The organism is uncultured Rothia sp. (assembly GCF_963507905.1).
Taxonomy (GTDB): Bacteria; Actinomycetota; Actinomycetes; order Actinomycetales; family Micrococcaceae; genus Rothia.
In genome coordinates this window covers 61,923-86,824 of the sequence record NZ_CAUOUU010000009.1, presented here as the reverse complement: position 1 = coordinate 86,824, position 24,902 = coordinate 61,923, and the positions used below count along the sequence as shown (strand labels likewise).

Annotated in this window: 13 protein-coding genes; 1 reads left to right on the top strand and 12 read right to left on the bottom strand. The window is 55.8% G+C overall.

Annotated features, from left to right (window positions below; translation table 11 throughout):
• Positions 1-175: 175 nt before the first annotated feature.
• The 3 genes from RQ593_RS06925 to msrA all read right to left on the bottom strand — a co-directional run bounded on the left by RQ593_RS06925 (position 176) and on the right by msrA (position 2,632).
• On the bottom strand, positions 176-958 hold the full coding sequence (locus tag RQ593_RS06925; protein WP_311450172.1) for a DUF6318 family protein: 783 nt from the start codon (positions 956-958) through the stop codon (positions 176-178).
• Between the two features lie 140 nt (positions 959-1,098).
• The gene (locus RQ593_RS06920; protein WP_311450171.1) at positions 1,099-1,875 is read right to left on the bottom strand and encodes a DUF6318 family protein; all 777 of its coding nucleotides are present in this window, start codon (positions 1,873-1,875) and stop codon (positions 1,099-1,101) included.
• A 235-nt stretch (positions 1,876-2,110) separates the two neighbouring features.
• Entirely contained in the window at positions 2,111-2,632 is a 522-nt protein-coding gene (gene msrA, locus RQ593_RS06915) for a peptide-methionine (S)-S-oxide reductase MsrA (RefSeq protein ID WP_311450170.1), read from the bottom strand.
• A 98-nt stretch (positions 2,633-2,730) separates the two neighbouring features.
• Here msrA and RQ593_RS06910 point away from each other — a divergent pair, with 98 nt between their 5' ends.
• The gene (locus RQ593_RS06910) at positions 2,731-3,675 is read left to right on the top strand and encodes a Nif3-like dinuclear metal center hexameric protein (protein WP_049337723.1); all 945 of its coding nucleotides are present in this window, start codon (positions 2,731-2,733) and stop codon (positions 3,673-3,675) included.
• A 196-nt stretch (positions 3,676-3,871) separates the two neighbouring features.
• Here the strand turns inward: RQ593_RS06910 and RQ593_RS06905 are convergent, their stop codons facing one another.
• The 9 genes from RQ593_RS06905 to RQ593_RS06865 all read right to left on the bottom strand — a co-directional run bounded on the left by RQ593_RS06905 (position 3,872) and on the right by RQ593_RS06865 (position 24,810).
• Positions 3,872-5,443 (bottom strand): gluconolactonase, encoded by a 1,572-nt coding sequence (locus RQ593_RS06905; protein WP_294645801.1) that lies wholly within the window; start codon positions 5,441-5,443, stop codon positions 3,872-3,874.
• Positions 5,444-5,742: 299 nt separating this feature from the next.
• Complete coding sequence (locus RQ593_RS06900; RefSeq protein WP_049349969.1) at positions 5,743-7,338, bottom strand: hypothetical protein; 1,596 nt, start codon at positions 7,336-7,338, stop codon at positions 5,743-5,745.
• Positions 7,339-7,704: 366 nt separating this feature from the next.
• A complete protein-coding gene (locus RQ593_RS06895; protein ID WP_070688840.1) occupies positions 7,705-9,240 on the bottom strand; it encodes an S-layer homology domain-containing protein in 1,536 nt (511 codons plus the stop codon).
• 334 nt (positions 9,241-9,574) lie between these two features.
• Positions 9,575-11,533 (bottom strand): gluconolactonase, encoded by a 1,959-nt coding sequence (locus tag RQ593_RS06890; RefSeq protein ID WP_070690167.1) that lies wholly within the window; start codon positions 11,531-11,533, stop codon positions 9,575-9,577.
• A gap of 360 nt (positions 11,534-11,893) precedes the next feature.
• Positions 11,894-12,775, bottom strand: coding sequence for an S-layer homology domain-containing protein (locus RQ593_RS06885; protein WP_311450169.1), 882 nt, complete (start codon positions 12,773-12,775; stop codon positions 11,894-11,896).
• A 452-nt stretch (positions 12,776-13,227) separates the two neighbouring features.
• On the bottom strand, positions 13,228-15,060 hold the full coding sequence (locus RQ593_RS06880; RefSeq protein ID WP_311450168.1) for an S-layer homology domain-containing protein: 1,833 nt from the start codon (positions 15,058-15,060) through the stop codon (positions 13,228-13,230).
• 419 nt (positions 15,061-15,479) lie between these two features.
• The gene (locus tag RQ593_RS06875) at positions 15,480-17,600 is read right to left on the bottom strand and encodes a peptidase (RefSeq protein ID WP_311450167.1); all 2,121 of its coding nucleotides are present in this window, start codon (positions 17,598-17,600) and stop codon (positions 15,480-15,482) included.
• A gap of 336 nt (positions 17,601-17,936) precedes the next feature.
• A complete protein-coding gene (locus tag RQ593_RS06870; RefSeq protein ID WP_311450166.1) occupies positions 17,937-21,281 on the bottom strand; it encodes an S-layer homology domain-containing protein in 3,345 nt (1,114 codons plus the stop codon).
• 229 nt (positions 21,282-21,510) lie between these two features.
• Positions 21,511-24,810, bottom strand: coding sequence for an S-layer homology domain-containing protein (locus tag RQ593_RS06865; protein WP_311450165.1), 3,300 nt, complete (start codon positions 24,808-24,810; stop codon positions 21,511-21,513).
• Positions 24,811-24,902: the final 92 nt, after the last annotated feature.

Genomic DNA, 24,902 nt, shown 5'->3' with positions numbered 1-24,902 from the left:
ACGTTAAGCGTACCCGAGGCACCCTCCGGCAACCCCGACCATCCGCCGGGTTTTCTCCTGGGTGTTCCCTGGATTTCCGCAGAGCTTTGGCAGCGTTTCGGCAAAAAGAAACCCCGCCCACGGTGCATTACCGCAGGCGGGGGAGAAGCCTATTCACGCTGTCAAAGACAACGGCCTAGACAGACGAAGAGCTACCAGAAGAAGCAGATGCAGAAGAGCTCTCCTTGCCGGTCAGCATAAACCACTTACCGTCCTTGTACTCCACAATGGCCTTCATCAGCTTGCCGTTCGGGCTCTCCGCCGTCTTGAAAGGCTGATCCGACTTACCCTCAAGGTGAATCTTCGCATCAGGGCTGTAGTTCATGTAAGCCGGCCAGTAGTACAGGGTACCGCTACTGGAAGGCTTCTGCGGTGCACTACTAATCAGCTCAATAGTAATCGGGGTATCCGAACCGTACAGCCAGCCAAGATCGTCTCCATACATCACCGCGTAATCCTGCAGCATGTCAACGTAAATATCCGCAGGGTCCGCCTTCTTCATCGGCTCAGTGTCACCGGTCAGCACTGCATAGTTGAAGCTTGCCAGCCAGTAGCCAATGAACGCGTACATGCCGTCAACGTTCTGCTCGTTCATGTTCGCCGGAACGAGAGGCTTGGGTACGTTCTGTGCCTTCTGAGTAGCGGTCGCCGGAACGTACTCGCCCTTCTTCTCGAAGTTATCAAACTTTACGAAGCCCTTATAGGACTTGCTGGAAGAAGCAGAAGCCGAAGCGCTTGCCGAGGCACTAGCTGAAGCACTAGCGGATGCACTTGCGGAAGCGGAGCTTGACGCTGAGCCATCAGCCAGCGGGCGGATACTACCAGCACACGCAGTCAACACAGCAAGTGCACCGGCACCGGTCGCACCCAGCGCCACGCGGCGGCTCACGCGGGTAGATATGAGGGAAGGGCTCGTCATTATCAGCCTTTCAAAAGAAGTCAACAAAGGAAAGAGAGTGAGTTGACACCCTTATCATACCCTAAACGCGCAAATAGATATCAAATATCGCTACTTGTATCCTTTTGCAGAGAAAAGATCAAAAAGCTGCAATTAGTGCACTAGGAAGCCGAAGGGCTCGCAGAATCCGAGCTCTTATCAGCATCCTTATCCTTCTGAGTGCTCATAAACCAAGCACCCTCCTTATACTCCACAACAATCCGCATCGCCTGGCCCTGAGAATCCTCAGCCCCCACAAGGGACTTATCGCGGTTATCGCCCTCCGTCAGATGCCTCTTCGCATTCTGATCAACTAGGGAACGAGCACGCCAGAAATAACGAATACGGTCGCCCTCAATCTGCGTGGGAGTATCCGTCAACAGGTACACAGACATCGGCTCACTCGTGTCATAAATCCAGCCGCGCCCCGTCTCATAGAGCTTAACCATCGGCTCAAGCTCCTTATAATAATCGCTGCTCGGGTCCGTCTTCTTCAACGGCTCAATATCACCCGTCAACGCCAAATAATTAAAACTAGAAATCCAATAACCAATCAGCGCATAAATACCGTCAATACTCAGCTCCTGCACCTTCTCTGGCATGATCGGTTTGGGTACGTTCTGCGCCTTCTGCTCAGCCGTGGCAGGAACATACTCGCCGTTCTTCTCAAAGTTATCGAAGGTGACCTTACCCTGATACGACTTATTCGCAGGCGGTAGCGCCGACGAAGCAGACGGGCTCGCTGAAGCACTCGCGCTCGCCGAGCCAGACTCAGCAACATCAGCTGGCGGATGCACCGTACGCGCACACGCAGACACCACAGCGGCAAGACCAATACCGCCCACACCCAATACGGCGCGGCGGCTCAAAGCGATGGACTTAGAAGAAGAGCTAGTCATCAGCAGTCTTTCGAAGAGGTCAACAGATGAGGGGGGGGAGTGAGTCGACACCCCCATCATACCGGGCGCACCTTAGAGCCACCGGAAAACACAGGCGAACATCAAGTAGCCGAACACAGCCGAGCACAGGGGAGCACAGACGGGCATAGACGAAGAAACCCCGCGGCCGTTATTCCGAATATTTTCGAAGAAAGAACAACAGCCGCGGGGCAAAACAACAGGAGAGACGTGCAACCTAGCGGAGCAAATGCGCAAAATTACGGCGCGCATGAGCTACCTTCGGGCTCACCACAAACGCACAATAACCCTGCGCCGGATTCAACGCGTAATAATTCTGGTGATACTCCTCAGCCTCATAGAACACACCCAGCGGCTTAAGCTCCGTAACAATCGGGGAGGAATACAGCTGCTGAGCACGCGCCACCGCACGCTCAAACGCCTCACGCTGCTGCTCATCAGCGTAGAAAAGCACCGAACGGTACTGCGAACCGGTATCCGCGCCCTGACGATCCCAACTGGTCGGGTCGTGGCTCGTGAAGAAAATATCCAACACCGTATCCAGGTCAATCACCTGCGGGTCAAAGCTGAGCTTCAGCGCCTCCTGATGGCCGGTCGCACCCGAGCACACCGAACGATAATCAGGGTCGGGAGTCTCGCCACCCGTGTAGCCGCAGACGCTCGCCTCAACCCCGCGGAACTGGCGGTACACCGCATCCAGGCACCAGAAACAGCCGCCGGCAAGAACAACATCAGTCATGATTCCTCCTCGAACTATAAATCCACACTACCTGAAGAACACCGCTGAGCCGCATAATATTCCCGAGTTACCGCCGCGCCACCTGCCACAATAGAGGTATGACTGAAAAACTAGAAACCCCCACCCTCGCAGAAGTCGTTGACGCCTTCCACACGCTCTTCCCGCCGCAGCTCGCCGCCGGTTGGGATGCCTCCGGTCTCGTTGCCGGTCGCGCCGCCGCTAAAGTGAGCACCGTCCTTTTCGCAGTGGATGCCCTCACCGCCACCGCTGAAGAAGCCGTAGTCGAAGGCGCACAGCTACTCATCACCCACCACCCGTTGCTGCTCCGCGGCGCAAAGTTCATCCCCGACAGTGACTACAAGGGCAACGTGCTACACACCCTCATCGAAGGCGGATGCGGTCTGCTCGGCGCGCACACCAACGCAGATGCCGCCGTCGAAGGCGTAAACGAAGCACTCTGTGACGCTATCGGCCTGATCGATCGCGAACCGCTCACCGAAGCGCAAACCCAGGTACTCGACGGGCAGGAACACGCGGTAGGCACCGGCCGCATCGGCACCCTACCTGAAGAAATCACCCTCAAGGAACTCGCGGAACGCCTCGCAGCGGCACTGCCCGCAACCGCCGGTGGCCTGCGCATTGCGGGACGCGCCGACCAGCTGATCCGCCGCGTCGCCCTCTGCGGTGGTGCCGGTGATTCCCTCTTCGACGCGGTGCGCGCCACTGACGCGCAGGTCTACATTACCGCAGACCTGCGTCACCACCCCGCCAGCGAATTCCGCGAAACGGCACGAGTTGACGGCAGCAACATCGCGCTGATTGATTGCTCCCATCCGGCCAGTGAATCGCTGTGGTTGCGTTCGGCGGCTGACCGTCTGCGTGCCCTGCTCGCCGAGCGCGGCTACGGCATCGAAACGAAGCTGTCCGCGCTCAACACCGACCCGTGGGACTTCACCGTCTCCACCGGCGTGGCAACCGGTCAGGATGCGCACTCGGCAAGCACCGAACCCGCCGCCGCATGGACTAGCCTGGCTGAAAAGTAAGCGCTGAAAAATAGCCGCTGAATAGCTACCAAGAAGCAGTCTTCAAAAATTTAGGCACAGTAAAGCCCGGTCTATACGAACCCGACAGGAACCTCTCATCAAGGATCCTGACGGGAACGTGCAGACCGGGCATTACTTCTGCGGGAGCAATACTCTGCAGGGCTTGGGGTGCCAAGCGCAGGCGGTCTAAATGACCTTACTTAGCGCGAGCCTGGAACGCCTCAATCAGAGTCTCCAACTCACCATGAGTCACCATGTGCTGAGCATCAAAAGCGCCGCTAGCGTTCAGCACCACCTTGTTCTGCTGAGCCCACAGAATCTCGCGGTAGAACGCCGAACCGGGAGCCACATCGCTGTAGGGGGAGTTGCCCGTCACTGCGGGCGAACCAGCCGCACGGTAGGCGAACGCCGCAACAGTAGCATTCGAAATGCCGGCATCAGCATGGAACTTACCGTCCGACCAGCCAAAAGTAATGCCCTTCTGACGAGCCCACACGTAGGCGGGGAAGTTCGGGTCGTCGGTCTTCACATCCGGCCACGGGGAAGTCTCGGGCAGCTTCACCTCGGGAGTACCCGCCTGGATGTACAGGGCAGCTGCGAGCTCACCGCGAGTTGCGGGGGTCTTCAGCTTCTCATCGGAAGGATCAGGCTTCTGGTTGTCGTCCTTCTTGGGATCCTGAGCGTTGGGCAGGTTTGCATCCTTGTAACCGTTCGTGCCGTTCAGATCCAGGTCCTGCCATGCGAGCAGGGTACCGCGGCCCTCAGTGGACTTGCCCACGACCGGCGCGAGCAGCTCGCCCGTCTCGCTGTAACCGTCGTTAGCCCAAACCTCAATCACGTACTTCTTCGAAGCATTCAGAGTGTTTGCCGGAAGATTCACGGTACCGTTCAGGTTGCCGTCACGGTACGCCGAAGCCTGGGTGGGGTGGTCAAACTCGATAATGTCGCTGGTTGCCAGAACCGGGGTGTTCGAGCCCTTCTCGCGAACCACGAACTGGACACCCTTAACGGAGTGAATATCGCCGTTGAACCCCTGGCCACCAACGTTCAAATCCTGCGACTTTGCGGTATCAGCCACAGCGTTGTAACTCAGGCGCGGTGCGAACGGCGCAGGCTTCTCACCCAGAGTGTTCAGCACCTGAGTGCTTACCACGTTCTTGCTGGTCCACAGCTCCTGAGCGGTCAGAGGCTTCTGGCCCTTCTGCTCAGAAACCACGTGAATCTCGTAGCGGACATCGTACTTGGTGCCGCCGGTCGGATCGTGGAAGTTGTCATCATCAACGAAGTAGTAGGCGGCAAGATCGTACGCCTCAACCTTCAGGTCAGCCTCAAAAGTGCCGTCATCGGCAACGGTGAAGTCCTGACCCTCCACAAAGCGCAGCATCTTCGAAGTCGGAATCTCGTAGCCAGACGGTGCGTAGTTCGCGGGAGCAATGTACAGCGCCACGGTACCGTGCTGAGCGCGCCACTCCTTGGTGTAGCCTGCGCCCTTCACATGGACGGTACCGCCCTCGGTCGTGATGAGGAAGGGGTTCACGCCGTCGTACTTGTAACCGTCAGGGATGGAAACGTTCAGGGTCGGGGTATCCGCAGCGTCCTGGTGAGCAGCCTGCGGGGTAGCGGCAGCAACGGCTGCATCAGCGGCAGGAGCCGCATTCTGAGCCAGCGCCGGGGCCATCGGCAGAACCATGGCACCAGCCAACGCCAGCGCGCCGCAACCCTGAGCTGCGCGGAGGAAAGAGGACTTAGAGTTCGGAAGCGAGGACATAATACATCCTTAAAAGTTGTTTCTCGTGGAGCTGTGCCGGCTCACCGGCGGGTAGGGAATTCGCCGTTGAATCTGCATACACCCTATGAGAAAAGTGGTTGGAAGCCCCGTCGGTTTCGGGGACATTTTCACCCTATCAAACCCTCTAAACGATGTCAGGAAACACTCAAGAGAAGCTTGAAGGTTCTGAGGTATTTCACAGGTTGATCAGCCGATAAAAACCGAACCCCGTGCATCCTGAGAAGAAGACTCTCAGGGTTCACGGGGTACTAAGGCTAGAGCCAGTCCGGCTTACTTAATTAATTTTGCTCAGGGTGAAGAAAACGAGTCGAAAAATAGTACATCATCCATTCCAGCTCGCCACGAGTCACGGGGGATGCTGAATCAAACACGCCGCCCCCAGGATTGATAATACTCTGCTGAGTCACCCACAGAATCTCGCGGTAGAACGCGGAACTCGGCGTAATATTCGGGAAGGACGAAACACCCTGCACCTCCGGCGAACCAGCCGCACGGTAGGTCAGCGCAGCTACGGTAGCGTTCGAAATGCCGGCATCCGCGTGGAACTTGCCGTCCGACCAGCCGAAGGTAACACCCTTTTCACGAGCCCAAATGTATGCGGCGTAGTTCGGGTCGTCCGTCTTCACATCCGGCCACGGGGAGACCGCCGGGAGGTCCACCTTGGGGCTTTCCTTCAACCTATAAAGGTAGGAAACCAGCTCGCCGCGGGTAGCGGGCTGTTTATCTTCATCGCCGTAAAGATTTGTCGAAAAGGTCTCACGGCGTACATCGCGAGGGTTAGCAAGCGTGAACTGGTGAACACCCTCGAACTTCAAGTCCAAACTGGCCAAATAGCCACCGCGGTGCTCCGGTGCATAACCCACCAGCGGGGTGATCAGAGTCTTATCCGTCTCGCTGGCATAGCCGTAATCACTCCGCGCCTCAATAACGTACTGCTTGGAAGGGTCCAGAGTGTTCGCCGGAATCTTGATGGTGACGAAAGCGAAGCCTCCCTCCAGAATGTTCGAGTAGGTTTCCTTGTCGTATTGGTAGTACTTTATGTCACTCATGGCCAAGACAGGGGAGCCGGTACTCTTCTCACGAATGAGGTACATCATGCCCTTCGATCCATAGAGATCCCCGTTGAAGCCCACGCCCTGAATCAGCAGCTCCTGATCCTTCGTGGTGTCCTTCAGAGCATCGTACTTAAACATGGGTGAGAACGTACCAGGGTGATAATCATTGGCGTTCAGAGCCTGATGAGCCACAACATTCTTGCGAGCCCAAATATCCTGAACGGTCGACTGCTGCTGACCCTTAGGTTCGGCAAGGATACCGACCTCGTAACGCACCTTCTCCAGGGTCATATCCGGGGCGTACTCCGTGAGGGGGTAGTAACTCTCCAAAGTGTCGGGCTTGATCTTCAGGTAAGCGTCAAAGGTGCCGTCATCTTCGATGGTGAAGTCCTTACCCTCTTCAAAACGAAGCATCGACGTGGAAGGCTCCACATTACCAGGACGGTCCTGAGTAGCAGCAATATAGATGACCACGGTGCCGTGCTGCTCGCGCCACTCCTTGGTGAAACCGGTGCCCTTCACCGTCATTTCGTTGTACTCACCGGTGTACAGGGCGTCGCTCTTTTTCCTGAAGAGGTCACGTCCGTCCAGGAAGTCGTACTCCCCATAATCAACGGTGAAAGACGGCTCAGCCGCAACATTCTGGGTTGCAGGGGTATTGGCAGTCGGCGCGTTAGCCACAGGTGCGTTTGCGGCGGGTGCTGCATCCTGCGCGAGAACCGGGGTCATCGGCAGAACCATTGCGCCCGCCAGCGCCAGTGCACTGCAGTTGCGAGCCGCGTGCAGGAATGAAGACTTAGAGTTCGGAAGTGAGGACATGAGACATCCTTAAAGTCGTTTCTCCGGGGCTGTGCAGTCCAGAGCTGTGCAATCCGGGGAGGCGCAATCTGAGGTGGTGCGAGCTCACCGGCGGGTAGGGAATTCGCCGTTGAATCTGCATACACCCTATGAGAAAAGTGGTTGAGTACCCCCGTCGGTTTCGGGAGTACTCCCACCCTAGCAAAGTGTTGAACAGTTGTCAGGAAACACTCAAGGAACGCTTTAAGGTTTTCGAAAATCTCACACAGTGAGTAGCTGTTAAACGCTGAAACCCCGCGCTCCCAAACAGAAAACCTGTTCGAGAACACGGGGTATTCAGCTCAGAACTAGTCCGCCTTACTCAGCGTGGTTCTACTTGGCACCGTTCTACTTAGCTCGATTCTGGAAGTTGAACAGCATCTGCTCCAGCTGACCACGATTCACCAGGTCCGTCGCATTAAAAGCGCCGAAATCCGGATTGATGACATACTGCTGCGTGGACCACAGAATCTCACGGTAGAAGGCGGAACTCGGATTAACATCCGTGAACGAAGAAACACCGGAAACAGCCGGGGAACCCGCTGCGCGGTAGGTGAACGCCGCAACGGTAGCGTTCGAAATGCCGGCATCCGCGTGGAACTTACCATCAGACCAGCCGAAAGTAATGCCCTTCTGACGAGCCCACACGTAGGCGGCGTAGTTCGGGTCGGTGGTCTTCACATCCGGCCAGGGGGAGGTCTTAGGGAGGTTCACCTTGGGGCTACCAGCCTGAGCGTACAGCGCCGCAGTCAACTCGCCGCGAGTAGCGCGCTGCTGCTGCTCCTGGTAGGTGAGCTTCGAGGTGAAGGTCTTGTATTCTCGCGCGGGCGCAGTAGCATCCATGAAGTCCGGAACACCCTCAAACTTCAGATCCTGACGGCCCATAAGAACACCGCGGTGCTCCGGCGCCAAACCCACAATCGGGGTGATGAGAGGCCTGTCCTTCTTGGTGAGGTCGTAGTCGTAGTCGCTCCACGCCTCAATGACGTACTGCTTAGACGAATCCAGGGTGTTTGCGGGGATCTTGATGGTGCGGTAAAGAGTGCCTCCCTCCAGGCGGGTTACGCCATCGGGACCTTCATAGTAGGACTTCATATCGCTCATCGCCAGGACGGGGGTGCCGGTGCCCTTCTCACGAATCACGTACATGGCACCCTCACGGCCGGGCAGCTCCTCACCAACGAAACCCTCACCCTGGACCAGCAGTTCCTGATCCTTCGTGGTGTCCTTCAGAGCATCATACTTCCACTTAGGTGCCATGACTTCAGGATGGTAGGCGCGGGTGTACATCGGGTGGTGGGCGATAACGTTCTTGCGAGCCCAAATATCCTCAATGCTCGACTGCGGCTGGCCCTTAGCCTCGGTCAAAATACCCGTCTCGTAACGCACCTCATCCAGGGTGATACCCGGGAAATAATCGATGGGAGTGTAGAAACTCTCCAGAGCCTTAGCCTTGATGGTCAGCTTTGCCTCAAAAGTGCCGTCATCGGCAATGGTGAAGTCCTTACCCTCTTCAAAGCGAAGCATCGAGGTTGAAGGCTCTGCGTTACCGGGGCGATCCTTCGTAGCGGCAATGTAGAAGACAACGGTGCCGTGCTGCTCACGCCATTCCTTGGTGAAACCGGTACCCTTCAGGGTCACGGTGCCGCCCTCACCGGTGTAAAAAATGGTGTCATAGTCGGTGGAGTACGTCGGCTGCGCGGCAACATCCTGAGCCGCAGGCTTGGGGGTCACAGCATTTGCCGCCGGTGCATTAGCAGCAGGTGCCGCATCCTGGGCGAGTGCCGGAGTCATCGGCAGAACCATCGCACCAGCCAGCACCAGTGCGCCGCAACCCTGCGCCGCACGGAGGAACGAAGACTTAGAGTTCGGAAGCGAGGACATACATCATCCTTACGGGTCGTACCCACCGGGATGATGCAGTTTCATAGGGTTTCGGGGTGAGAAATCTCCGTCGAATCTGCGCCAACCCAATGAGAAAAGTGGTCGAATATCCCCGTCGGTTTCGGGGACATTTTCACCCTATCAAAGGGTTGGACAGATGTCAGGAAACGCTCAAGAAAAACTTGAAGGTTCTGAGGGTTCTCACAGGTTGACCAGCCACTAAGAACTGAGAACCCAGCACGCTAAACTCAGCACGCTAAACCCCAAAAACAGAGCCCCGCGCTCCTGGGCAGAAAACCTGCTCGGGAACACGGGGGTGTTCAGCTGGCTATGTTTAGCGAGACTGGAAAGCAGCCAGGACAGTCTCCAGATGACCGCGAGTCAGCAGCTGCTGAGGAATGAAATACTGACCACCGTACACCGTAGTCAAATTCTGGCTAGCCCACAGAATCTCACGGTAGAACGCAGAACCAGGCTTAACATCCACGTAGGGGGAATTACCCGTCACCGCAGGAGAACCAGCCGCGCGGTAAGTGAACGCTGCAACGGTAGCGTTCGAGATGCCAGCGTCCGCGTGGAACTTGCCGTCCGACCAGCCGTAGCTGATACCCTTCTCACGAACCCAAATGTACGCAGCGTAGTTCGGGTCGTCAGTCTTCACATCCGGCCAGGGGGAGGTCTCGGGCAGCTTCACCTCGGGCGCGCCGGCCTGAAGGTACAGAGCCACCGCCAGCTCACCGCGGGTAGCGCGCTCCTTACGCTGCTCATCGGTCAAGCTAGGCTTCTTATCCTCAACAGCGTCAGAGCCCTTGAACTTCAGGTCCTGAGAAGCCAGCAGAGTACCGCGGCCCTCGGGTGCCTTACCCACAACGGGGGCGACGAACTCGCCGTTCTCGTAACCGTTGTTACCCCAAACCTCTACGACATACTTCTTCGCGGGATCCAGAGTGTTCGCCGGAACCTTTACGCTACCGGACAGCTCACCATTCACAAACTCAAAGGCGCGGTCGTGATGGTTGTACTCAATGAGGTCGCTCGTCGCCAGAACCGGGGTGTTCGAACCCTTCTCACGGATTACGTACTGAACACCCTTAGGGGAAGCAATCTCACCGTAGAAGCCGGTACCCGAGAAGTAAATATCCTGATCCGCGGTGGTGTCGCCCAGAGCCTTGTACTTCACCTCGGGGGCAAACGGGCTGGGGCGGAACGCCTGAGTATGCACCGCAATACGGCGCACCACGTTCTTGCCAGCCCACAGATCTTCAACGGTCAGCGGGGGCTGACCCTGCTTCTCAGCAACCAGGTCAACCTCGTAACGCACCTCGTAACGCGGGATACCGGGGAAGTAGTTGCGAGGCTCGTAGTAGCGCTGAAGCACGTCCGGCTTGACCGTCAGCTGAGCATCCAGGGTGCCATCCTCGGCAATGGTGAAGTCCTTACCCTCCTCAAAACGGAGCGGCGTATCATCAGCGGGCAGAAGGTCACCATCGGGAACACCCTGAGAAGCGGCCAGGTAAACCGCTACATTGCCGTGCTTTTCACGCCACTCCTTGGTGAAACCCGAACCCTTCACGTGGACGGTGCCGCCCTCAAAGGTGTACAGTAGCGGATTCTTGCCGTCGTACAGAACGTCGAATGTCGGAGCGTCCTCCTGGACAGCCTTAGCGCCCGGAACATCCGCAGCCTGCGAACCATCGGAACCGTTAAAGTTCAGCGTCTGAGAAGCGAGCAGGGTGCCATGACCCTCGGGTGCCTTACCCACGACGGGGGTAATGAACTCGTCGCCCTCGTAGCCGTTGTTGCCCCACACCTCGACAACGTACTGCTTTGCCTTATTCAGGGTGTTCGCCGGAATATTGACGGTACCGGTCACATAGCCGCCCTGGTAAGCAAAAGCCAGTTCCTCGTGGTTATATTCGATGATGTCGCTAACCGCCAGAACCCGCGCCCTCAGGGTCTTCTCACGCACAACAATCTGAACACCCTTCGGGGAGTTAATATCGCCATTGAAACCCCAACCTGAGAAGTTCAGAACCTGATCGTTACCGGTATCCTTCAGAGCGTTGTAGCGCCAGTGCGGGGCGAAAGCATCAGTCTTCTGGGCGACAGCGGCCTTCGGAGCAGGGTCAGCCGGCAGAGAACCAGCCGCCGCAACTGCAGGAGCATCTGCGGCAACATTCTGGGCAAGCGCCGGAGCCATCGGCAAAACCATCGCGCCAGCCAACGCCAATGCACCGCAACCCCGTGCTGCACGGAAGAAGGACGAAGCCTTGAAATTCGGAAGAGCGGACATAATCATTCCTTATCGGTCGAACCCATCGCGCCAATGCAGTTTCTAAAAGGGAGTGAGAAATCTTCGTCGAATCTGCGCCAACCCAATGAGAAGTGGTCGAATATCCCCGTCAATTTCGGGGACAATTTCACCCTATCAAAGGGGCGAATAGAAGTCAGGAAACACTCAAGAGAGACTTGAAGGTTCTGAGGGTTTTCCCAGGTTGACCAGCCGTTAAAAACTGAACCCAGCATGCTGAACCCCGCGCACAGTCCTCAAAACAACAGTCTTCAAAAACACAAGCGGCCCCGCACTCCATTCAAGGAGTACGGGGCCACCAAACACACACTAACCAAGCGCTAAAACTAGGCAGTGTAAAAACTACGAAGTGCGGAAGTACAGGTACATCATCATCGCAACACGACCACGAGACGTCTGAGCCGTCGGCTCAAAAGCATTACCCTCAGACACCGTCGACACGCCATGGCGAGACGCCCACACAATCTGACGGTAGAACGGAGTCGCAGACGAAACATCGCTAAACGGGGAAGTACCCGACATCTGAATCTTCTGCGCACCATCAGCACGGTACAACAAAGCCGCAGCAGAAGCATTCGACAGGCGCGCCTCCGCATGGAACTTACCATCAATCCAACCGGACGTAATACGCTCCTGACGCGCCCACAGGTACGCATCATAGTTCGGGTCAGACTCATCAACATCCGCATACGGCGAATGCTCCGGACGGGTCACCGCTGGCGAACCCGCCAGCTTATAGAACATGGTGATCAACTCGCCACGAGTCACTGGATCCTCAGCACCAAAATGGTCCTCAGAAAGCGGCTCCATCGTCTGGGTACGAACAGCCCAACGGATACCCGCATAGTATGAAGAATCCTCGGGAGCATCAGCAAAAATAGTGTTCGCATCCGGCGCGGTCACGGACGGACGCAGAATCTTCGGGCCCTGGGTCGAAGAACTCGACACCAGAGCAGAAGTAGAAGTCGCCGAAGCGGTCGCCGGCGCAGCAGTATCCGCCGAAGAAAGACGCGCCTCCGACGGATCATAAAAAGAGAAAAGAGGTGAGAACGGCAGATACAAAACACCCGCCAGCGCCACAGCGCCAACAGCCAGCTCAATACGGCGGCGCTTACGCTTCTTCGACTCAGCCTGAGAAGAAGCCTCGGGGGTGCCCTCCGGTGCCAGCAGAGGTGCAGAAGAATTATGGGCAGTATCAGTCGACTGCTTAAAATCCTGGGACATAAATCCTCAATGTGGTTGATGTGTCGGTGTGTGATGGGCTCCCTCTAGTTCTACGCACCCAGCCGGATAAGGGCGCGCACCAAGGGGGCGCAACAGTCCTAAGCATAAACCACAGCTTGAAAAATATTAATTTACACTCCACAGAACATTCTTAAAAAAGGGGAGTAGAGCACCCCAAAAATCCGCCCAATAGCGGGTACCGCATGAGGCGCGCCCCACATGCGGTACAGCCCACATTAGCGTGTTAGCCGGCAAAAATACCTCGAAAAACCGCGGAACAGCACCGGGCGACAGTCCCGCACGCGCCCCTACAGATACCTTGCAGGCACCTCATAAACGCCCTGCAGGAGACACAGAAAGCCGGGCCGGCGGGATAAAACCAACGTTTCATCGCCGCCAGCCCGGCATAATCTCTAGAACCTAGAAGCTAAACCCAGTGAACTAGCAAAACCCTAGCGGACCTTGTAGTTCATCAAGAAACCAGCCAGCTCACCACGGCTCACCAGCGCAGACGGGTGGTACTCAGAGCCCGGGAAAACCTGCAGCTTCTGCTGCTTAGCCCAAGTGATCTCGCGGTAGAACGCAGAACCGACCTTCACATCGGTGTACGGTGCCTCAGCCACAGCAACCGGCTTCTTACCATCGAAACGGTACAGGAACGCCGCAACAGTAGCGTTAGAGACAGACGCATTCGCGTGGAACTTACCGTCAGACCAGCCGAAAGTAATGCCCTTCTGACGAGCCCAAATGTAGGCGGCGTAGTTCGGGTCATCAGTCTTCACATCCGCGTACGGGCTAGTCGCCGGCAGATTAACCTTCGGGGAACCAGCCAAACGGTACAGCGCAACGGTCAGGTCGCCGCGGGTTGCATCATTATTAACGCCGAACCAATCCTTCTCACGAGAATCAATCAGCTTCTGATCAGCAGCCCACAGAACAGCCTTGTGGTTCGCGTGAGCAGCCGGAACATCAGCGAAACGCTCACGAGCCTTCTTGTTCGCAGACTCACCAGTCAGAGTCAGGTAATCGGCAGCGATGCGCTCGCGCTGACCATCGGCGTAGTTAATGGTTACGAAAATAGCGTAGCGGCTATCCTCATCCAGCTTGGTGCCGTCAACGTTAACGGTCGTCTCAAATGCGCCGGTTGCCACGCGGTCAGCGTTCAGAGTGATGCTATCCAGAGCCTCACCGGTCGGGTTGCCGTCAGCCTCAGCCTCAGAGAACAGAACGTTCACGGTAGCGCCAGCCGGAACCTTGAAATCCTTACCCTTTACACGGATAGTGGTCGAAGAGCTCAGATCAACCTTGTCAGTGCTCAGGGACACCGAAGGCGAAGCAGTCTTAGCGTTCTCGCCGTTCACCGGAACAAACGCCTGAGTGCTCAGCGCCTGGCCGTTCGCCTCATCGTTATCTTCCGGAACGTTGAACTCAAAAGTCTGCACAACATAGGAGCTGCCGGACTTCAGGGTGCCTGCCGGGATGTCCAGAACGGTCGAGAAACGGCCGTTGGTGTAGCCCATGTACTGGCCGAAGAAAGCAGAGTAAGAGGTGAACTTAGCCTCCGACTGAGCCAGCGCCGGGCCGGTCGCCTTGCCGGTTGCAGGATCAACCGCACGAACCGCCACAATTAGCGACTCGCTACCGTTGTACGAAATGTTCTGGAAACCGGCACCGTTCACGGTGACCTTAGTGTTCTCAGAAGCATTCACCGACGAAGCGTCGTACGACAGGGTCGGGGAATCAACGGTGGGAACATCCGCAACCTTCAGTTCAGTACGAACCTCATCCGCGGGAATCCAGCCGTCTTCAGCGTCATCGCGGTAACCGAGCACAACATCGAAGGACGAGCCATTGGCCTCCAGATAGTTAGCGCCGATAGAAGCGGTCAAGTTCACGGTGCCGTCAGCCGCAAAAGCGGAGGCGGGAACATCCTGAACGTAGAAGGGGTAATTACGCGGGTGGTGCGGCGGGAAAGCAACGCTTTCACCCTTCGGAACAACGTACAGGCGGAACGACTTGCCCTTGACGAAGTCCTTAGAGAAACCGGAGCCGCTAACGGTCACGTTGCCGCCCTTGAGAATGTCAAAAGTGCCGGAGGTAACCTGCAGACGCTGCGCACCCTGAGCCTCACCCTGCGCAACAGCCTGAGCTGCTACCGGAGCAGCAGGTGCGGCAAACGCGGGGGAGAGAGGCAAGAGCATGGCGCCAGCCAGGGTGATGGCACAGCTGCTCTTAGCCATGTTTTTGGGTAGCGCAAAGCGCATGTGGTTGGGAAGTGAGGACATTGTAATCCAATCAGTTTTTATCGGTGTCACGCATCGAGTGTGGTGCGCATAAACACCGTAGCAAATAGTTAAGACGTGCTGGAACCTGAAAGGTCATCAGCGCGAAAATGTCTGTGTGTTTTGTTGCATATCTTAAGGTGAAGTATAGCTTTAAAAAGTATGTGCATGACGTGGAAAATATGCCTAAATATTGTGCTGATAAGCACAAACACTGGTCACTGTACAAAAAAGAAAGCACAAAAAACCCACCGCATTCGAAAAATTCACACCTATGCAACCTCTGCAGGTTGAGAATATTCACAATGCGGTGGGCAAGGCAACATAAAAGTCACCCACAATAAAAATGGCACATAAACAGAGCCATAAAGTCGCCTATTTGACGAAAGCTGCCCAAAATAGCTAACACCGAGAACGGGACACTATGTGAGACTGCTGCCGCCGTGCTCCATGCGGTACAGCATCGTAGCGAGTTCCGTGTGCCCAATAAACGACGGCACATACGCCTCATAGGTAGACTGTTCGCTGATATAACCCCAAATGTGCTGATCAATCGCCCACTGGGACTCCTTACGGAACGAGTAATGCCAGCCAAGAACAGTATTCCACCCGCGTTCAGAAGAACCACCCGGCAGACTACTCTTCTTTGACGCCGAAGAAACAGGACGAGGCTTCGCCGCAGGAACCTTACCCTGCGCCCTCTGATACCTATACAGGAACGCCACTGCCGAAGAATTGTAAACCCTCGCCTCCGGGTGGAAATTACCATCAACCCAACCGAACGTAATGCTCTGCTGACGAGCCCACACAATCGCAGCATAGTCCGGGTCGTTGGGCTGAACATCCGGGTACGGGCTGGTCTCCGGAAGCTCAACCTTCGGCGAGCCCGCCAACATATAAAGAGCCACCGTTAGATCACGGCGCGTCATATTCTCAGAAGAATAGGACTCTGACTTGGGAAGCTGTTGAGCCTTGTACCACCTCTTCGCAGCCTCACTCTCCTCAAACGCGTTCACCACCAAACCAATGTCAGTAGAAACAACCTGCTGCACAGAATCCGCGGCACCACCCTGACCGGGAAGAACCTTCTCCACCACCAGCTTGTAACCGCCCTGATAATTCAGCGCCTCACCGGGAACAGTGAGCGTAGCCTCCGTGTAACCGCTCTGGATACGGTCAGCCGAAATATCCTGCTCCAGCGCCTTCTGACCCGTCAGATTGCCAGAAGCATCCGTAGCCTGTAGCGAGAAACGGTAATGGCCCTCGGTGAGCTTTGGCAGATTCACGGCACGCACCTGCAACGTGTTCTTCTCCCAATAGGGGCTCACCTGCGGTGAATCAGAATAATATTGGTCCCTCTGCTGCGGCTCAACACGCAGAACCGGGGCGGCATCCTTCACCTCGGTGTTCGAGTTGGGTGAGCGCACCGGAATAAACGGGGCAACATCCGTCAGGAGGCTACCGGGGACCTTCTCCTCATCTGGATTCGGGAAGAAGCCGCTGTAGACGCCAATCATGTACGACTTGCCCGGCTGCAGAGTGCCCGCAGGAATTGTCACATCCGCAGAGAAATAGTTGTTGAGGAAACTCCAGCAATAGTATTCGCCGCAATCCGTATAACGAACTGCATGCGTGAAAACGGGTTTGCCCACCATCTTTCCCGTTGCAGGGTCAACCTCATACAGCATCAGATACGCCGGGGCGCTCCCCGGCTCAAGAAGCTGCTTAGAGAGAATATGGTAGCCCTCAATCTTCAGCTGCGTATCAACCCAGGGGTTATCAATCGCCGGCATGCTGTACACATAAGTAGTCTGACCCGGCTCAGGGTCCTGAGTCAGGCTGAGCGGAGTGTGGGCAGTAAGACGGGGATCCTCATACTCCTCGGCGTTCGGCTCGCGCTCGCCCGCCGGGTAGTAGGTCAACACCACGTCAAGGGCAGGCGAAGGGATCGCCCGGATGGTCTGCTTCTTGACCTCGAAGGTGAAGGTGAGGCTTCCGTCCGGGTTGTCGTGGACGATACCGTCTTCTCGAAGATGATCGACCTTGCCACGGTACAGGGGATTTTGGGTTGCCTCACTGGTACGGGACCACCCGTAATCGGTACCACGGTTCACGAGGCCGAACTGGAAGAGCTTGTACTTCTTACGGAACTCGGGGCTCAACGGGGAGGTCGTCACGGACACCGTGCCTCCCTGAGAAATGTTGAGGGTGCCGGTAGTGACCTTCAAATCAATCTTGTCAGCATCGCTAATACCGGTTGCGGCATCCGCCTCAGCGGCGCCGGGGACGGCAGCTACGGGGGTTGCCTGCAACGATGCGGCAGGGGAGACGGGGCTCGCCGGATCCGCTTGAGCAGGCTCCACCTGTGCGGGTTTCGTCTGTGCCGCATCAGCATGCGCAGCAGGGGTGACCGCCAGAGCCGGGGTCATGCCCAGCAGCAGGGAGAGGCTAATTGCCTTCTTACCCCGGGTATTTTGGAGGCGGTTTTTCTGGGCAGGCGTCTTAGCGCCCTGAGCTGTGGTTGGTCGGAAGAAAGAAGACACGGTTATCCCATCTAATGTTCTGCACTGTGCTTTCTATACCGGGCTCTCTACACGGTGGTTTTTGCACACCGGGTTTTCTGCACAGTGGTTTTCTGTACGGTGATTGAAGTGAGTGAGGGAAAAGCTGAGTGAAAGGGGAGAAATGAACGGTGAAAATGAACGAAAAGTTGAGTAAAAGGGGGGGGCACCAGGGGCCTTAGCGAAAGTGTTGGCGGGCTGAAAAGCCGGGCGAATTAGCCCGAAATTTTCAGCCCGCCATCACACCGATTGTAAAGCAACACAACAACATGCTGTGTTGCCGCAGGAGGCGACTCTCAAATAGCTACTTCACGGCAACTACTTGAGACGACTGCCGCCGTGCGTCATACGATAGAGCATCAGTGAGAACTGCCAAGAGGAAACAGTATCCAAGCTGAAATTCTCACCGTGGCCTCGATAATATTCTGCGTATCCCCAGATAATCTGCTGGGTAGCCCACAACGATTCCCGCCAGAATGCAGTATCCATACGCTCATACTCGGGCCAGTGCACGCGCGAACGTGAATCCGGTGTGGGAGACTCCTCCGGTACATTACTGCTATCTGACGTATCGCTCTTCGGTACAGGCGAAGACGGCAAACTGCTCGACTCCGGCGAAGACGCAGGGGTTAGCGCTCGTTGGTACCTGTACAGGAACGCCACCGTCGAGGCAATCGAAAGGTTCGCCTCCGGGTGGAACTTACCATCGACCCAACCGAACGTAATACCCTTCTGACGAGCCCAAATGTACGCGGCATAGTCTGGATCATCCGGGGCTACATCCGCATAAGGGCTGGTTGCAGGCAGCTCAACATGAGGTGCGCCCGCAAGACGGTACAGCGCCACCGTGACATCGCGGCGACTCAGCACAGCCTTATGATCATCCAGAAGAACCTGCTGCTTAACCCACTCAACAGCCGCTTCCCGCTCCGCAGTGTAGCTTACAAAGAGCTCAAGGCCCTCAGAAGTGACCTGCTCGACCGCATCCGCGGCACCGTCCTTACCAGGGATTACCTTCTCCAGAACAACCCTGTAAGACCCCTCATAATTCAGCGCGCTACCGGGAATATTCAGCTTCTCATCCGTAGAACCATTCAGAAGGTGTTCAGCAGGGATAACCTGTTCCAGAGCCTTCTCGCCGGTTGGCTCGCCAGAATCATCCGTCGCTTGAACCGAGAAACGGTAATGGCCATCGGTAAGCTTCGGAAGATTCGAGACGCGTGCGGTGAGGGTATTCATCTCCTGGTACGGGCTGATGCGCTTATTCAGAATGTACAAGTCCGGACGCGCTACAGGCTGGTCAGGGTTAGGCTGCGTAGACCGGACGGGAAGGAACTCAGCGACACTGGTCAGCAGGCTACCGCTGTACTCCTCTTCGCCAGGACGAGGCAGATTAGAACCGTAGATACCAATCATGTAGAGCCTGCCCGGCTTCAACGTACCCGCCGGAATCGTCATCTCCGTGCTGAAGTAACGATTATGGAATCCGCCGCAAAGTTGTCCGCAACTTGTCAGCGGAATCATGTCGGAGAAAACAGGGCGTCCCATAATCTTTCCGGTGGCCGGGTCAGCCTCGTAGAGGGTGAGGTGCGCAACCGATTCATGACCACCTACCGCATGAGGATCGAGGATATGGTAGCCCTCAACTGTCAGAGTGGTATCCTGCCACGGCTTATCGATCGCCGAAATGCTGTAGCGGTACGTTGGCTGAACAGGCTCAGGGTCACGCACTACCGGCAGAGAAGCTCGTGCCGTAAGACGGCGGTCTGTCGACTCCCAACGCAAATCCGGCTCAGCTTCATCAGACGGGTAGAACGTCAACACGACATCGAAGAGAGTGCCCTCGGGTACATCAAAGATTTGCTTGCGAACATCAAAGGTGAACGTAATGCTTCCATCAGGGTTTTCATGAACCTTCCCCTGATTTCGAAGGGTAGCGACTCTCTTACCGTACTGGGCTTCAGGTAGCTTACTGCCGTAGCTTGACCACTCGTAGTCCTTCCCTCGCTCCACAATGCCGAACTCGAAGAGCGTGTACTTCTTGCGGAACTCAGCACTCAGCGGTGCAGTCGTCACAGAGACAGTGCCGCCCTCAGAAATATTGAGGGTACCTGAAGTGACCCTCAAACGCACTTCATCAGATGCGGGAGGATTTATCGGGGTCGGAGGAGCAGCCAGCTGCACGGGCGCAGTGACCGTAAAAATGTGACTACCCTTCTGATAAAGAGAATCTGAGAAAGCTACCCTCAGCTCTGCCTCAGAACCAAGGTACACATTCTGCAACTCCTTGATGACTGCAGAGTCAATTTCAAGTTCTACGGTGCGGGTACCGTCAGGGTTACGGACAACAATAATGTCATAATCAAAGTAAGGAATGTCAGTAATTCCGACGATAGTCTTTCGAGCGGTTTTACTATAAATGTCGACGGATTTGACGTAATACCCCAAATCAACTTCCGGAGAAATGTTAGAAATAGTAACTTTATATTTCCCTGCATGGTACGGATCAAGCGTCTGAGGAGACAGTGAAACCTTGGGAAGGGTATTGCGGTACGTATTGCTCTGGTAAGGCATTTTCGCGGGGTTCTTACCCACAGGAATGAAGGGGAAATCGCGCGCTACAGCGTTAATGCCGAAGGGAGAAGAATCAACCCCAGAGGGATAAGATCCAACCACGCTCAGATAATACCCCTTACCAGGCTTTAAAAAACCGGCAGGAATCGTAATCTTACGCTGAAAACGACCGTTAGGAATCAGACCATGAAAAACCCGCTTCAAGTACGGAGAATCTGCAGGAACTAAATCCTCGAAATCTAAATAACGATGATAACTTTCAGGATTATTCGGGTCGATTTCCACAAGGGTGAAACGCAGCTTATTCATCCCGTCAAAACCCGAACCCGTCATATTGATTTCAATCGGTTTTCCGGAATTAATCTGCTCCTCAGAAATAGAATCCACATCATAGGTAATAGAAGGCAAAGCAGACTGCGGGAAATTACTCGTCACGGCGAGTGCTGTGCGAATACGGTCCTCAGTGCTCCACTGATAGGGGTGTGCGTCATCCAGCGGACGGTAGGTCAAGATAACTTCGTACTCCATGCCTGCAGGTATACCGTTGGAGGATACTTCCAAGTCGGCGCTGAAAGTTCCGTCTGCTGAAAGCCTCGGAACATCAAAGCGCGGCCCCTGGTATGTGGGCTCCTGGTAAGGACCGACATAGGTAGAGGAACCCTTGGGCGCAATAATGAGGCTACGCAGCTCATGGTGTGCCAAGAATTCGGGAGTGAATCCAGTACCCTCAACATGCACCGTGCCACCAGTCTCAATTTTTAACGTGCCACTGGTGACACGCAAAGTCGGTAGCGAACTGGTCTGCTCGCCCTGGGCTACAGGATTCTGCTGGTTTTCTGTCTGGCGCTGGTTCAAAGCTGCAGCGGGAGAGGCGGGGGTCGCCTGTTCCGGGTCTGCCTGAGCGGGGGCAACCTGAGTCGGCCGGTCAGATGCCGCCTGGGCCGGTGTTGCGAGCGCCGCCGGAGTAATACCCGCAAGCGGGCTCAAACCCAGCAACAGTGACAGGCTGAGCGCGCGGGCGCTCGCCGGGTGGCGCGGCGCAGTTGAGCGGCACCGGGCGCCTCGTGGTGTGAAGAATGAAGACATCATTATCCCATCTACAAAAAACTATACGGTGAGTGAAGCGAGCGAAAAGGTTGAGCAAATCAAAGGTCGGGAAACCGGGGCGCTACTCGCGGGAAGACTCCCATCAGGTAACGCTCCCGATTCCCCTCGCCGGTGCCTGTAAAGGATGCTAGGGGCGGGACAGGTCCAGCTGTTGAGCCTGCGGCACAACGACTCGAAGAATACAGCCCGCCAGACCCCTCACGCACCGAAACTAACTAAGACGGCTGCCGCCGTGCGTCATGCGGTAGAGCATGACCGAGAACTCCGAAGAGGAAACAGCGTCCGAGCTGAAACTCTCGGCGTAGCGGTGATCATAATCCGTATAACCCCAGATGAACTGCTGAGTAGCCCACAGCGACTCCCGCCAGAATGCAGTATCCGTACGCTCATAATCGGACCAATGCGAACGCGAAACCCGAATCGGAGAATCACCCGGCACGCTACTGTTCTTGGGCACAGACGAAGGCGGCACACTGCTCGACTCCGGCGCAGGAGCCGGCGCGACCATCCGCTGGTACCTATACAGGAAGGCCACCGCAGAACGCGTCGAAAGGTTCGCCTCCGGGTGGAACTTGCCGTCCGCCCAGCCGAACGTAATACCCTTCTGACGAGCCCAAATGAACGCGGCGTAGTCCGGGTCGCTCGGCGCCACATCCGCATATGGGCTGGTTGCAGGCAGTTCAACATGAGGCGCACCCGCCAGACGGTACAGCGCCACCGTCACATCGCGGCGACTCAGCACAGTCTTACTCTCATCCAGAAGAGCCTGCTGCTTAACCCACTCGACAGCAGCCTTCTGCTCCTCAGCAGTATTCGCCAAGAGATCAAGATCCTCAGAAGCCACCGACTCGACCGCATCTGCGGCACCGTTCTTGCCGGGGGTTACCTTCTCTAGAACAACCTTGTACGATCCCTCATAATTCAGCGCGCTACCGGGAACGTTCAGCGTCTCCTCAGCGGCACCATCGTGGATGCGCTCAGCGGGAATAACCTGCTCCAGAGCCTTCTCACCGGTCAGCTCGCCGAAAATATCCGTTGCCTGAATCGAGAAACGGTAATAGCCCTCGGCAAGCTTCGGAAGATTCGAGACACGCGCGGTGAGAGTATTCATCTCCTGATACGGGTTGACGCGCTTATACGGAATGTACAAATCCGGACGCGCTACAGGCTGGTCAGGGTTCGGCTGGTTATCGCTCGGCTGCCCCGACCGCACCGGAAGGAACTGCGCAACACTGGTCAGCAGACTACCGCTATAATCCTCCTCACCAGGGTGAGGCAGATTAGAACCGTAGATACCAATCATGTAGAGCCTGCCCGGCTTCAACGTACCCGCCGGAATCGTCATCTTCGTGCCGAAATAGTTATTGCGGAAACCCGTACAGTGATGCAAGCAGTTGCCCGTCAATGGAACAACATGGGAGAAAACAGGGCGTCCCATAATCTTTCCGGTAGCCGGGTCTGCCTCATACAGAGTGACGTACGCCTGGCTGTCGTATCCACCTACGATATTCGGGGGAAGAATATGGTAGCCCTCAACCGTCAGAGTCGTATCCTGCCACGGCTTATCAATCGCCGAAATGCTGTAGCGGTACGTCGGCTGGTCAGGCTCAGGGTCGCGCACCGTGGGCAAGGGAATTCGTGCCGTAAGACGATAATCTTCATACGGGTAGTCGTGCGGGTCAGGCTTATCGGACGGGTAGTAAGTCAGCACCACATCGAAGAGCGTACCCTCCGGAACCATCATCCACTGCTTCGGGATGTCAAGAGCGAACGTGACGCTCCCGTCAGGATTATCGTGGGCCTTACCCTCAGCACGGAGGCTGGCAACCTTGCTGCCGTACTGCGCCTCAGGAAGGGGATTGCCGTAATATGGCTCAAGGTAATTCTCACCGCGCTCCACAATGCCGAACTCATACAGCGTGTACTTCGAGCGGAACTCGGGGCTCAACGGGGAGGTCGTCACGGACACCGTGCCTCCCTGAGAAATGTTGAGGGTGCCCGAGGTGAGCTTCATGCCAACCGGGTTGTCAGGTTTCTTATCCTCAGCAGGGGTGGGAGGGGTCAATGGGGTAGGGGAATCCGCCAGCCGAACTGGTGCAGTAACCGTAAAATTATGAATCTCTGAACCGTAGTAAGGATTATCTGAGAAATAGACCCTCAGTTCCGCTTCGGAACCCAAATACACGCCCTGTAGCTCTTTAATATCCTCAGCATTAATTTCAAGTTCTACGGTTTGGGTGCCGTCGGGGTTACGGACCACAATTTTGTCACGTTCATAGTAATGGTCACTATTAACGCTGAGGTTGGCAATCGTTTTTTGAGCAGTTTTATTATAAACACTGATTGACCCGATATAGTACCCCAAATCAACTTCCGGGGAAATATTAGAAATAGTAACTTTATATTTCCCCTCATGGTACGGGTCAACCGTCTGAGGGGACAGCGAAACCTTCGGAAGGGTATTGCGGTACGTATTGCTCTGGTAAGGCATTTTCATGGGGTTCTTGCCCACAGGAACGAAGGGGAAGGCACGCCTCATAGCAATCGGGCCTGAAGGAGAGTCTCCCTGTACCGACAGATAATAACCCTTGCCTGATTTCAAAAGACCGGCAGGAATCGTAATTTTATGCTGAAAATGACCGTTAGGAATTAGGTCATGAAAAACACGCTTAGAATACGGAGAATCCGAAGGGTCAAAAGGTTCCAGCTCCTTGATATATTTATGGGTAACATTTGCAGACGGGTCATATTCTACGAGAGTAAAACTTAGCTTATTCATCCCGTCAAAACCCGAACCCGTCATATTGATTTCAATCGGTTTTCCGGAATTAATCTGCTCCTCCGAAATAGAATCCACATCATAGGTAATAGAAGGCAGAACAGACGCCGGAAAATCATTCGTCACAGGGAGCGCCGTACGAATACGATCCTCAGTATTCCACTGATAGGGGTGCGCTTCATCTAGCGGGCGGTAGGTCAAAATAACTTCGTACTCCATGCCCGCAGGTATGCCGTTGGAAGATACTTCCAAGTCAGCGCTGAAAGTCCCGTCTGGGGCAGGCGCCGGAACGTCAAAGCGCGGCCCCTGGTATGTTGGCTCCTGGTGAGGACCCACGTAGGTAGAGGAACCCTTGGGCGCAATAATGAGGCTACGTAGCTCATGGTGCGCCAAGAATTCGGGAGTGAAGCCGGCACCCTCAACATGCACCGTGCCTCCGGCATAAATTCTTAGTGCTCCGCTAGTGACGCGCAGAGTCGGTAGCGAACTGGTCTGCTCGCCCTGGGCTACAGGATTCTGCTGATTGTCTGCTTGTTTCTGAACCAAAGCTGCAGCGGGGGAGGCTGGGGTCGCCTGCGCCTGCTGCTCAGGTGCCGCCTGGGTCGGTGTTGCGAGTGCCGCCGGGGTGATACCGGCCAGCGGACTCAAACCCAACAGTAGCGACAGGCTGAGCGCGCGGGCGCTCGCCGGGTGGCGCGGGGCGCCTCGTGGCGTGAAGAATGAAGACATCATTATCCCATCTACAAAAAACTGTGCGGTGATTGAAGCGAGCGAGTAGATGAAGCGAGCGAAGAAGTCGAGCGGATAAAACGTGAAAAGAAAAC